The sequence below is a fragment of the uncultured Clostridium sp. genome, assembly GCF_910588715.1.
Classification (GTDB): domain Bacteria; phylum Bacillota; class Clostridia; order Clostridiales; family Clostridiaceae; genus Clostridium.
Genome location: NZ_CAJURG010000013.1, coordinates 1 through 12,103, shown reverse-complemented (window position 1 = coordinate 12,103; position 12,103 = coordinate 1). Strand labels below are relative to the sequence as shown.

At 28.1% G+C, this 12,103-nt stretch carries 12 protein-coding genes; 7 read left to right on the top strand and 5 right to left on the bottom strand.

Annotated elements, in window-relative coordinates; genetic code table 11:
* Positions 1-89: 89 nt before the first annotated feature.
* From jag to rpmH, 5 genes are all read right to left on the bottom strand, one after another.
* Positions 90-713 (bottom strand): RNA-binding cell elongation regulator Jag/EloR, encoded by a 624-nt coding sequence (gene jag, locus QZ321_RS11630; RefSeq protein WP_291749179.1) that lies wholly within the window; start codon positions 711-713, stop codon positions 90-92.
* Between the two features lie 30 nt (positions 714-743).
* Positions 744-1,511, bottom strand: coding sequence for a membrane protein insertase YidC (gene yidC, locus QZ321_RS11625; RefSeq protein ID WP_290455241.1), 768 nt, complete (start codon positions 1,509-1,511; stop codon positions 744-746).
* Between the two features lie 13 nt (positions 1,512-1,524).
* The gene (gene yidD / locus QZ321_RS11620) at positions 1,525-1,737 is read right to left on the bottom strand and encodes a membrane protein insertion efficiency factor YidD (RefSeq protein WP_290455242.1); all 213 of its coding nucleotides are present in this window, start codon (positions 1,735-1,737) and stop codon (positions 1,525-1,527) included.
* Complete coding sequence (gene rnpA, locus QZ321_RS11615) at positions 1,737-2,087, bottom strand: ribonuclease P protein component (protein WP_290455243.1); 351 nt, start codon at positions 2,085-2,087, stop codon at positions 1,737-1,739. Before rnpA ends, yidD begins: the two co-directional genes overlap by 1 nt.
* A gap of 64 nt (positions 2,088-2,151) precedes the next feature.
* On the bottom strand, positions 2,152-2,286 hold the full coding sequence (gene rpmH / locus QZ321_RS11610; protein ID WP_032116814.1) for a 50S ribosomal protein L34: 135 nt from the start codon (positions 2,284-2,286) through the stop codon (positions 2,152-2,154).
* Positions 2,287-2,810: 524 nt separating this feature from the next.
* Here rpmH and dnaA point away from each other — a divergent pair.
* The 7 genes from dnaA (at position 2,811) to gyrA (ending at position 11,748) form a co-directional block, all read left to right on the top strand.
* Positions 2,811-4,154 (top strand): chromosomal replication initiator protein DnaA, encoded by a 1,344-nt coding sequence (gene dnaA, locus QZ321_RS11605; RefSeq protein ID WP_291749175.1) that lies wholly within the window; start codon positions 2,811-2,813, stop codon positions 4,152-4,154.
* Between the two features lie 271 nt (positions 4,155-4,425).
* On the top strand, positions 4,426-5,526 hold the full coding sequence (gene dnaN / locus QZ321_RS11600) for a DNA polymerase III subunit beta (protein ID WP_290455245.1): 1,101 nt from the start codon (positions 4,426-4,428) through the stop codon (positions 5,524-5,526).
* 44 nt (positions 5,527-5,570) lie between these two features.
* Positions 5,571-5,777 carry an RNA-binding S4 domain-containing protein gene (locus QZ321_RS11595; RefSeq protein WP_290455246.1) on the top strand — a complete coding sequence of 69 codons (207 nt, stop codon included), beginning with the start codon at positions 5,571-5,573 and terminating at the stop codon, positions 5,775-5,777.
* Positions 5,778-5,841: 64 nt separating this feature from the next.
* Positions 5,842-6,927, top strand: coding sequence for a DNA replication/repair protein RecF (gene recF, locus QZ321_RS11590; protein ID WP_291749173.1), 1,086 nt, complete (start codon positions 5,842-5,844; stop codon positions 6,925-6,927).
* A 13-nt stretch (positions 6,928-6,940) separates the two neighbouring features.
* Positions 6,941-7,201 (top strand): extracellular matrix regulator RemB, encoded by a 261-nt coding sequence (gene remB / locus QZ321_RS11585; RefSeq protein ID WP_291740500.1) that lies wholly within the window; start codon positions 6,941-6,943, stop codon positions 7,199-7,201.
* Between the two features lie 52 nt (positions 7,202-7,253).
* Positions 7,254-9,170 (top strand): DNA topoisomerase (ATP-hydrolyzing) subunit B, encoded by a 1,917-nt coding sequence (gyrB, locus tag QZ321_RS11580; RefSeq protein ID WP_290455249.1) that lies wholly within the window; start codon positions 7,254-7,256, stop codon positions 9,168-9,170.
* 34 nt (positions 9,171-9,204) lie between these two features.
* Complete coding sequence (gyrA, locus tag QZ321_RS11575; RefSeq protein ID WP_290455250.1) at positions 9,205-11,748, top strand: DNA gyrase subunit A; 2,544 nt, start codon at positions 9,205-9,207, stop codon at positions 11,746-11,748.
* The last annotated feature ends 355 nt before the right edge of the window (positions 11,749-12,103 follow it).

Sequence of the window (12,103 nt, the reverse complement as noted above, 5' to 3'; positions counted from 1 at the left end):
TTTCATTATTATTCATTTTACAAAACAATTTTATATAAGTCAAAATTCTAAAAAATAATAAAAGAAAGCCTAAATTAGGCTTTCTTTTATTATTTTTTTAAGCTTATAACAATTCTTCTATATGGTTCTTCACCTTCGCTATGTGTGTTGATATCAGTATATTCCTGTAATGCTGAGTGAATAATTCTTCTTTCATAAGGATTCATAGGCTCTAACTTATATGGTCTTCCAGATTTTTTAACCTTATAAGCAGTTTTTTGAGCTACTCTTATTAAAGTTTCTTCTCTCTTATGCCTATAGTTTTCTGCATCTAAAACAACTCTTTTATAAGGATTATCATGATTTTTATTAACTACTAACGAAACTAAATATTGAAGAGAATCTAACGTCTCACCCCTATAGCCTATTACTACACCGATTTTAGTTCCACTTAAATTAATATTAATACAATCATCATTTTCATTAATATCAATGCTTGCCCCTACATTCATAGACTTTAAAACCTTATCTAAAAATGCCTTTGCATCATCTAAGGAGCTTTGTTTAGTCATAACCTTAATTTTAGCGGGTTTCGCACCAATTAAATTAAATAATCCTTTACTACCCTCGTCAATTATTTCAATGTCAACCTTATCTTTTGTTAGCTTTAGTTCTTTTAAAGCATGATCTAAAGCTTCCTCAACTGTTCTACCAGTCATTTCAATTGCTTTCATACCCTATTCACCACCTAGAAAATATGATAATTATCTCTTTTTAGTTTTTGGTGTAGATTTTTTAGCTTTTTCAATTTTAGCTTGTGCTGCCTTCTCGTCAGCAATTTTTTTCTTTTTAATCGCTGGTAAATAATTTAAGAAATATGTTTGTATTAATTGAATTATTCCACCAGTTATCCAGTAAATTATTAATATTGGTTGGAATTGAAGTGACATAAATCCCATCATACCTGACATCACTATGTTCATAGTACTCATATTCATTCCACCCTCTTGTTGAGGCATTGACTTACTTAATAATAATGATGGAATGTAAGTACTTAATGCTGCTAATATTGCTAATATGATAGAAACAAACCCAATTCCTTTTGGATAAGCAAATATATCGGGAATAAATAAAAATGAAGTATCAGCTCCTGGTGTTGCTGTTATATTTCTAAATACTCCGTATAAAGCAAATAATATTGGTAAAGGTAATAATGCTGGTAAACATCCACCAAACATACTAACATTATTTTCTTTCATTAGTTTAGAAGTTTCTAACTGTAACTTTTGTGGGTCATTTGCGTATTTTGCTTGAAGTTTTTTCAACTCAGGTTGAATTTCTTGCATTTTTACATTTGATTTTGTTGATTTGATGTTAAGAGGTAAAATTAATAATCTAATTATTGCAGTAAATAATATGATTGCTAATACATACGAAATCCCTTCTGCATGCTCTGGTACCCCTAATGCTATAATTAAATTATGTAAAGAATCGAACATCTTCGTCATTACATTTACTATCGCATTCCACATTCTAATAGCCTCCTTATTTCACCGGATCATATCCCCCGTTTTTGTTAAAAGGATTACACTTACAAATCCTTTTTATAGATAAAAATCCTCCTTTTAAAGCTCCATACTTAGTAATAGCTTCATCTGCATACTGAGAACATGTAGGTATAAATATACATCTTCTTGGTCGCATAGGAGAATAATATTTTTGATACAATTTTATAATTGATAAAATTAATTTTTTCATTACAAATATATTCCTGCCTTCTTAAATAAGTTTATCATAGCAGCCTCTACATCGCTATATTTTTTTTCATCTATAGCACTTCTAGCTACAAAAACAAAATCATATCCAGTCTTAATATTTTTTATGTTTAATCTATAACTTTCATATATAAGTCTTTTGCTTCTACTTCTAACAACACTATTTCCAACCTTCTTACTTACTGAAATACCTACTTTATTATAAGATAATTTTTCTTTATCTAAATTATTCTTATTCTTAAAAACATATAAAACTAATAGTTTGTTAGCGTAGGACTTTCCTCTTCTGTAAACAAGTCTAAATTCTGTATTTTTTCTTAATTTATATATCATAAGTTTTAATAAACTCTCCTTAAAATACCTGCACTTGCAGAAAAAAGGCCACAAAGTGCGGCCCTTATGCTGTTAATTTTTTTCTACCTTTTTGTCTTCTTCTCTTAAGAACAGTTCTTCCTGAAGCAGTACTCATTCTCTTTCTGAAACCATGTTCTTTTTTTCTTTGTCTCTTTTTTGGTTGGTATGTCATGAACATTCGAAATGCACCCCCTTTGAGTGATTTATTTTTATAGTAAAAACTATATTTCTCGAATTAAAGTTACTTTACTATTATATATATTTACTTTTTTACTGTCAATATGAATTAAATTCCGTAAAACTGTTGATAAAGTTATTCACATTTTAAAAATTGTGGATAACTTATTGATAATTAACATAAATTTATGATATTATTAAGTGTAATTGTGAATAAATCTGTGTATAACTTTAATTATCCACAGTTGTTAATTACTCTGTGTATAACTTGTTCAAAATTTTAATATCTATTTAATTTTTTTACATAATATCGTTATAAATAGGCAATTTATTGATTGTTAGTAATATTAGTTTTTATAATTTTAAAACCTGTGGATAACTTTTTAAATATTATTTTATCTACAGAAAATGTGAATATGTTATTAACTTTATTAACTTTATCAACAGAATTATTTTTCTGTTGATAATTCTGTTGATATCCTGTTTATAACTTTTTAAAATTTATTTTTTGGAGGATACTTATAAATGGAGACTGAGCTTAAACACTTATGGGAAAAAACCCTAAATATAATAAAAGGTGAGTTAACGGAAGTTAGTTTTAATACTTGGATTAAAAGTTGTGAGCCTTTTTGTATATCAGCTAACACAATAAAAATCAGTGTCCCTAATTCCTTCACTAAAGATATACTGGAAAAAAGATATAAGGATTTAGTTATAAACTCAATAGAAGCTGCTTGTTCTAAAACATATGATTTAGAATTTTTAATTGCTTCAGAAGTTCAAGAAACTGAGGAAAAAAATACTGTTAAAGATGATATATCTGTAACAGTTAGTGATGAAATGTCTAGTACACTAAATCCAAAATATACTTTTGATTCTTTTGTAATTGGTAATAGTAATAGATTTGCTCATGCTGCATCTCTTGCTGTTGCCGAATCTCCAGCTAAAGCTTATAATCCTCTTTTTATATATGGAGGTGTAGGATTAGGTAAAACCCACTTAATGCATGCAATTGGACATTATATACTTCAAAATAATCCAAATGCCAAAGTTGTTTATGTTTCATCAGAAAAATTTACAAATGAATTAATAAATGCTATTAAAGATGATAAAAATGAAGAATTTAGAACTAAATATAGAAGTGTAGATGTCCTATTAATAGATGATATTCAATTTATTGCAGGAAAAGAAAGAACACAAGAAGAATTTTTCCATACCTTTAATACTTTGCATGAAGCCAACAAACAAATAATTCTATCTTCTGATAGACCACCTAAAGAAATTCCAACGTTAGAAGATAGATTGCGTTCAAGGTTTGAATGGGGTCTTATTGCAGATATTCAAGCTCCAGATTTTGAAACTAGAATGGCTATTTTAAAAAAGAAAGCTGATGTAGAAAAGCTTAATGTACCAAATGAAGTAATGGTTTATATAGCAACAAAAATAAAATCTAATATTAGAGAACTTGAAGGTGCATTAATTAGAATAGTTGCATATTCATCATTAACAAATAGAGATATAACCGTAGATTTAGCAACAGAAGCTTTAAAAGATATAATTTCAAATAAACAAAATAAATGTATTACTATTGATTTAATTCAAGATATAGTAGCTAATTATTTTAATTTAAGAGTTGAAGATTTAAAATCACAAAGAAGAACAAGAAATGTAGCATATCCAAGACAAATAGCTATGTATTTAAGTAGAAAACTTACAGATATGTCATTACCTAAAATTGGTGAAGAGTTTGGAGGACGTGATCATACAACTGTTATTCATGCTTATGAAAAAATTTCTGAAGCATTAAATAATGACCAAAGCTTAGAACATACAATAGATGATATAACAAAAAAGTTAACTCAAAAATAATCAACAATTGTACATAACAAGTAGTGAATAGTTTGTGGATAATTCATTTTTTAGTTTATCAATGTGGATACTGTGGATAAGACTATTAATTTATTACCAACTTATCCACAGTATTTTTTACATTAAAACTCTTTAAATATCAGGGTTTAAGATACTTATCCACATATCCACAGTCCCTACTACTACTATTATTATATTTATTTATTATATTTATCTTATTATATTGCACAAATGAATGTGAATAACTGTGTATAACTTAGGAGGTAAAATCATGAACATAATATGCTCAAAACAAAAATTACAAGAAGGTATTTCTATAGTAACAAAAGCTATTACAGGAAAAACAACAATGCCTGTATTAGAAGGAATATATATTAAAGCAACAAAAGAAGGATTAACGCTTATAGGATCAGATATTGATGTAAGTATAGAAACAAAAGTTGAAGCTGATGTTATTCAAGAAGGTAGTATTGTTATTGATTCAAGAATATTTTCTGAAATTATAAGAAAACTACCAAACTCAGAGGTAAAAATAGAAATTTCAGAAAATGATTTAATACAAATTACATGTGAAAAATCAGTTTTTAACTTAGTTTTTATGAATTCTAGTGATTATCCTTCATTACCAAGCATAAATGAAGACATTAGCGTAGAGGTCCCTCAAAATTTATTAAAAAACATGATAAAAGGTACCTCATTTGCTATAGCTCAAGATGAAACTAGACCAATATTACAAGGGATACTTTTTGAAGTAAAAAACAGAGAATTAAACCTAGTTGCCTTAGATGGATATAGATTAGCGGTTAGAAATGAATTATTAGATGTTGATAATAATATCGAAGTTGTTATACCAGGAAAAACTTTGAATGAAGTTTCAAAAATATTAGAAGATAATAATGATATTGTAAAAATTACATTTACCAATAATCATATTCTATTTAATATTAACAATACAAAAATTATTTCTAGATTATTAGATGGTAAATTTGTTAATTATGTTTCCCTTTTACCACAAGAATATAAATTATTAGTTAACGTTAAAAAACAAGAACTTCAACAAGGAATTGAAAGAGCTTCTTTAATGGCTAAAGACGGTAATAGTAATTTAATAAGATTAGATGTTCAAGAAGATATTCTAGTTATAACTTCTAACTCTCAATTAGGAAAAGTAAGAGAAGAAGTTAATATAAACCTTCAAGGTGAAGGAGTACAAATTGCATTTAATTCAAGATATTTACTAGATGTTCTTAAGAACATGGAAGATGATGATGTGGTTATAGAAATGACATCAAGTGTAAGTCCATGTGTCATAAAAGGAAGAAATAGTAATAGTTCTAAATATTTAGTTTTACCTGTTAGATTAGTTAGATAGGAGGAATCTTGTATAAATTTAATTAAAGTACAAGAAATAAGAATATGAATGAAATAGAAATAAGTACAGAATTTATAAAATTAGATTCATTTTTAAAATTTTCTGGAGTTGCTTCACTAGGATCAGAAGCCAAAATTTATATTTTAGATGAACTAGTAAAGGTTAATGGTGAAATTTGTATACAAAGAGGAAAAAAATTATATAAAGGTGACATAGTTGAATTTAATGGGGAAAGTTATAAAGTAGTTTAAAACTATTTTTTTCCATAGTCCTTATCCTTATTAAATTTAATATGTTATAATAAAGGTGTTTAAAATGTTTATTAAAAGATTGCAAATGCTGAATTATAGAAATTATAATGTATTAGATATAAGTTTAGGTCCAAATGTTAATGTTTTTATGGGTGATAATGCTCAAGGAAAAACTAACATATTAGAAGGTATATACTATTGTGCTTTTGCAAGATCTCATAGAACATCAAAAGATAAGGAACTTATAAGCTGGAATTATGATAATGCATTATTAAGTATTACAGTTGGTAGGGAGAGATTAGATAAGAGAATAGATATAAGTATTCTTAAGGACGGAAAAAAGGCAATACAAATAAATAAAGTTAAAATAAAGAAAATAGGAGAACTATTTGGAAATTTTAATGTTGTAATGTTTTCTCCAGAAGATTTGAAGATAATTAAGGATTCTCCTGGTGTAAGAAGAAAATTTATTGATATGGAATTATGCCAATTAGATAATAAATATTATTATAATCTTGTTCAATATAATAAAGTTTTAAATGAAAGAAATAGTGTGTTAAGAAATAAAAACATAAATAAAGAAATTTTAGATGTTTATGATATGCAATTGGTTGAATTTGGATATAATATAATAACAAGTAGATTAGATTATATTCAAAAATTAAATAAATATTCTAATAAAATTCATTCTGATATAACTTCAGGAAAAGAAAAAATTGAATTTAAATATGTTAGTACTATTAAGGATATGGAAAACATAAAAGAAAATTTTTATTCTCTTTTAGAAAAAAATAGGATTCGAGATTGTGAGCGTGGAATTACTACAGTAGGTCCTCATAGAGATGACTTTATTGTTTTAATAAATGATATAGATACAAAAAGTTATGGTTCTCAAGGACAACAAAGAACAGCAGTTTTAACTATTAAATTTTCATCACTAAGAATAATAAAAGAACTTACGGGTGAGTATCCAGTACTCCTTTTAGATGATGTATTATCAGAATTGGATTTTAGTAGAAAAAAATATATTTTAAGCACGATTGGAGAAATTCAAACCATTATTACATGTACTGGAATAGAAGATTTATATGAGTATTTAGATAATAATTCTAAGGTATTTAAAGTTAAAGATGGAGAAATCTTAAACTAAAGGAGGAGAGCTGATGTTTTTACATTTAGGAGAAAATGTAGTAGTACCAATAAAGGATGTAATTGGTATTTTTGATTTACAGACATCAATGTATAGTTCAGATACAATATCATTTTTAAGAATGGCTGAAGAAGACGGATTTGTTGAAAAGATTTCTAAGGAAAGTGCTAAATCATTTGTTATAGCAGAAGTTAATAAAATGAGTAAGGTGTATTTATCACCTATTTCATCATCTACTTTAACTAAGAGAACAAATATTGATTATAATCCTTAAGTCCAATATTTAGCCTTCATAGTTAAGATAGTAAAAATATAAGGAGGAATTTATGTTGGAAGAGAATAAGCAAAGTTATGATGAAAGTCAGATTCAAGTTTTAGAAGGTTTAGAAGCTGTTAGAAAAAGACCTGGAATGTACATAGGAAGCACAAGTTCTAGGGGACTTCATCATTTGGTATATGAAATAGTAGACAATAGTATTGATGAGGCCTTAGCTGGATTTTGTAAAAATATAGAAGTTACAATAAACGAAGATAATTCAATTACTGTAGTTGACGATGGTAGAGGTATGCCTGTTGGTATACATCCTAAAATGGGAAAAGCAACAGTAGAAGTAATAATGACTGTATTACATGCAGGTGGTAAGTTTGGAGGAGGAGGATACAAGGTATCTGGGGGCCTTCACGGAGTTGGGGCATCAGTTGTTAATGCTTTATCTGAATATTGTGAGGTTACAGTAAAAAGAGAAGGATTCATATGGCAACAAAAGTATTCAAGAGGAAATGTTCTTTGTAATTTAACTAAAATCGGTGAGTCTGATGAACATGGAACCAAGGTATTATTTAAGCCAGATCATGAAATATTTGAAGATACTGTATATGATTTTGAAATATTATCAGGAAGATTAAGAGAATTAGCATTTCTTAATAAGGGAATAGCAATAACTTTAATAGATAAAAGAGAAGAAGAAATAAAAGTTGAAAAATACCATTATGAAGGTGGTATAAAGGAATTTGTTTCTTACTTAAATAGAAATAAAGAAGTGTTACATGAATCTCCTATTTATGTTGAGGGAGAAAAGGATGGAATAATTGCGGAAATTGCACTTCAATACAATGATGGATACAATGAAAACTTATATTCATTTGCAAATAATATAGATACCATTGAAGGTGGAACTCACTTAGCTGGATTTAAAAGTGCTTTAACTAGAGCTATAAATGATTATGCTAAGAGATTTGGTCATATAAAAGATAATGATAAAAATCTTTCAGGTGATGATGCAAGAGAAGGACTTACGGCTGTTGTATCAGTTAAGATTTCAGAACCACAATTTGAAGGACAAACAAAGACTAAGCTTGGAAATTCTGAAGTAAGAGGTGTTGTAGATTCAATAGTAGCTGAAGGAGTAAGTGTTTTCTTAGAAGAAAACCCTGCAGTTGGTAAAATTATAATAGATAAGGCTTTAATGGCAGCTAGAGCTAGAGATGCAGCTAGAAAGGCAAGGGAACTTACAAGAAAATCAGTTCTTGAAAGATCAACTTTACCAGGAAAGTTAGCTGATTGCTCATCAAAAGATCCAATGGAGTGTGAAATCTATATAGTCGAGGGAGATTCAGCAGGAGGATCTGCAAAGCAAGGAAGAAATAGAAAATTCCAAGCTATATTACCTTTAAGAGGGAAAATTCTTAATGTTGAAAAACAAAGATTAGATAGAATACTTAATTCAGATACAATTAGATCAATGATTACTGCTTTTGGTGCAGGAATTGGAAAAGACTTTGATGAAGAAAAGTTAAGATATAATAGAATAATAATTATGACTGATGCTGATGTTGATGGAGCACATATAAGAACATTATTATTAACATTCTTCTATAGATACATGAGACCATTAATTGATGGAGGACATGTGTATATAGCACAACCGCCATTATACAAAGTAAGTAAGGGAAAGAAAGAAGAATATGCCTACTCTGATGAAGAATTAGATAGAATTTTAGAAGAGTTTGGTGGAAAAGATAATTCAATAAATATTCAAAGATATAAAGGGCTTGGAGAAATGAATGCAAGTCAATTATGGGATACGACTATGGATCCAGAACATAGAATTCTTTTAAAGGCAACAGTAGAAGATGCTATTGCAGCAGATGAAATATTCACTATATTAATGGGTGATAAGGTTGAACCAAGAAGAGAGTTTATCCAAAAAAATGCTAAGAAAGTAAGCAATTTAGATATATAGTACTAAGAGTTTTAGTATTAGTTGAGGTGAGTACATGAACTTAAATGAAGGAAAATTTATACATGTAGATATAAATAAAGAAATGAAAAGGTGCTACATCGATTATGCAATGAGTGTAATTGTTGGGCGTGCTCTTCCTGATGTAAGAGATGGGCTTAAGCCAGTTCATAGAAGAATTCTTTATGCAATGCAGGAGTTAGGTTTAGAACCGAACAAAGGATATAGAAAATGTGCAAGAATTGTTGGGGAAGTTTTGGGTAAGTACCATCCACACGGTGATTCATCAGTATATGATGCATTAGTTAGAATGGCTCAAGATTTTTCTATGAGATATATGCTTGTAGATGGTCATGGTAACTTTGGTTCTGTAGATGGTGATAGTGCAGCTGCAATGAGATATACAGAAGCAAAAATGAACAAAATAGCAGTAGAAATGCTAAGAGATATAAATAAAAATACTGTAGATTTTATGCCAAACTTTGATGGAGAAGAACAGGAGCCTGTTGTATTACCTTCAAGATATCCAAATCTTTTAGTTAATGGATCATCAGGAATAGCAGTTGGGATGGCTACTAACATACCTCCTCATAATTTAGGTGAAGTTATAGATGGTACAATAATGTTAATAGATAATCCAGAAATTACTGGGTTAGAGCTTATGACATGCATTAAGGGACCAGATTTTCCTACTGGTGGAATTATAATGGGAAAATCGGGCATAAGAGCTGCTTATGAAACTGGAAAGGGAAAGGTTGTAGTAAGAGCTAAAACTGAAATAGAAGAAGAAAATAGTAGGCATAGAATAGTAGTTACTGAGATTCCATATCAAGTAAATAAGGCTAAACTTATCGAAAGTATTGCAGATTTAGTTAAAGATAAAAAGATAGTTGGAATATCTGATTTAAGAGATGAATCAGATAGAGAAGGTATGAGAATAGTAATAGAATTAAAGAAAGATGCAAATCCGAATGTTGTATTAAATTTATTATTTAAACATACAAAGATGCAAGATACTTTTGGAATAATAATGTTAGCTTTAGTTAATAATCAGCCACAAGTTTTAAATTTAAAGCAAATATTATCACATTATATAAGTTTCCAAAAAGAGGTTGTTACTAGAAGAACTATATTTGAACTTGAAAAGGCACAAGCTAGAGCACATATTCTTGAAGGATTAAGAATAGCTTTAGATAATATTGATGAGGTAATTAATATTATTAGAAATTCAAAAACAGGTGAAATAGCTAAAAATACTTTAATTGAAAGATTTGGATTATCAGAAAAGCAATCAGTTGCTATTTTAGAAATGAGACTAAGAAGATTAACTGGTTTAGAAAGAGATAAGATCGAAGAAGAATATTTAGAGTTAATGAAACTTATTGATTACTTAAATTCAATTCTTTCTAGTGAAGAGTTACTATTAAAGGTAATCAAAGATGAATTACTTGAAATAAAATCTAGATATAATGATGAAAGAAGAACTCAAATAGAGAAGGTTGTAAATGATATTGATATTGAAGACTTAATTCAAGAAGAAGAAACAGTTATAACTTTAACTCATACAGGATATATTAAGAGAATATCAGCTGATACATATTCTGCTCAAAGAAGAGGTGGAAGAGGAATACAAGCAATGTCTACAAAAGAAGATGATTTTGTAGAACATGTTTTAGTAACCTCAACTCATTCTGATGTATTATTCTTTACTAATAGAGGAAGAGTATATAAAAAGAGGGCATATGAAATACCTGATGCAGGAAGAACAGCTAAGGGTACTAATATAATAAATCTTATTCAAATAGAACAAGATGAAAGAATAGAAACTGTATTAACTGTTAGAGATAATATTGTAGATGGATACTTATTCATGGCAACTAAACAAGGTTTAGTTAAGAAAACACCATTATCTGAATTTAAAAACTTAAGAAAAAGTGGACTTATAGCTATTAATTTAAGAGAAGGTGATGAACTTCTTAAAGTTAAGGTTACAAGAGGAGATGCAGATATAATAATAGTTTCTCAAGAAGGTAATGCAATTAAGTTTAATGAACAAGATGTAAGGGCAATGGGAAGAACTGCATCTGGAGTTAAGTCTATGAATTTAAGAGATGAAGATGTGGCAGTTTGTATGGATATAGCAACAGATAATGAAGATTTATTAGTTATAAGTGAGAATGGCTTTGGTAAAAGAACACCACTAACTGAGTATAAGAGACAAAATAGAGGGGGAGTAGGTCTTATTACTTATAAGATAGGTGAAAAGACTGGTAAAGTTATAGGTGCCACTGTTTGTAGTCCAGAAGATGAATTAATGCTTATTAATACTAGTGGTATAGCTATAAGAATAAATGTTTCTGATATTTCAGTAACTAGTAGGTCTGCAATGGGAGTTACATTAATGAGAACTTCTGAGGAAGAAAAGGTAGTTGCTATTGCTAAAATAAGTGGAACTAATGATGATAAAGATGAGGAACAATTAACATTAGAAGCTTGTGCTGATAATGCAATTGATTCAGATGATAAAGATATGAATGTAGATTTATTAGCTGAAGAAGTTTACGAAGATACTGAAAAATAAAATAAATGGTTTATTTAAAATAATAATATTAAGTGGTAAATCGTAAATACTGTATAATAAATAATAAGTATTAATGATTTACCACTTTTTATATAATTTATATTTTTAAAATAATAATTAGTTATTAAAATACTAGTACTCTTATCCTAGTGTATCAATAGTATAAAATAAAAGAAATAATAAGAAAAACATATAAATAATAATAATAAATTGTAATAATGATTAAATAAGCTTAAAATAAAACATATCTTCATGATAAGATAAAACACGTCGCTGATGACAAAACAATAAAACATTAAGAATGTTCGAATTGTAAGAGCTTTAGTGATAAAACAAATTGTTTTACTCAAATAAA

Bases quoted from the DNA above. Each gene is read 5' to 3' on its own strand.
- QZ321_RS11595 (WP_290455246.1), top strand. From the start codon at position 5,571: ATGAATGAAATAGAAATAAGTACAGAATTTATAAAATTAGATTCATTT.
- gyrA (WP_290455250.1), top strand. From the start codon at position 9,205: ATGAACTTAAATGAAGGAAAATTTATACATGTAGATATAAATAAAGAA.
- recF (WP_291749173.1), top strand. From the start codon at position 5,842: ATGTTTATTAAAAGATTGCAAATGCTGAATTATAGAAATTATAATGTA.
- yidC (WP_290455241.1), bottom strand. From the start codon at position 1,511: ATGTGGAATGCGATAGTAAATGTAATGACGAAGATGTTCGATTCTTTA.
- dnaA (WP_291749175.1), top strand. From the start codon at position 2,811: ATGGAGACTGAGCTTAAACACTTATGGGAAAAAACCCTAAATATAATA.
- yidD (WP_290455242.1), bottom strand. From the start codon at position 1,737: ATGAAAAAATTAATTTTATCAATTATAAAATTGTATCAAAAATATTAT.
- dnaN (WP_290455245.1), top strand. From the start codon at position 4,426: ATGAACATAATATGCTCAAAACAAAAATTACAAGAAGGTATTTCTATA.
- jag (WP_291749179.1), bottom strand. From the start codon at position 713: ATGAAAGCAATTGAAATGACTGGTAGAACAGTTGAGGAAGCTTTAGAT.
- remB (WP_291740500.1), top strand. From the start codon at position 6,941: ATGTTTTTACATTTAGGAGAAAATGTAGTAGTACCAATAAAGGATGTA.
- rnpA (WP_290455243.1), bottom strand. From the start codon at position 2,087: ATGATATATAAATTAAGAAAAAATACAGAATTTAGACTTGTTTACAGA.
- rpmH (WP_032116814.1), bottom strand. From the start codon at position 2,286: ATGTTCATGACATACCAACCAAAAAAGAGACAAAGAAAAAAAGAACAT.
- gyrB (WP_290455249.1), top strand. From the start codon at position 7,254: ATGTTGGAAGAGAATAAGCAAAGTTATGATGAAAGTCAGATTCAAGTT.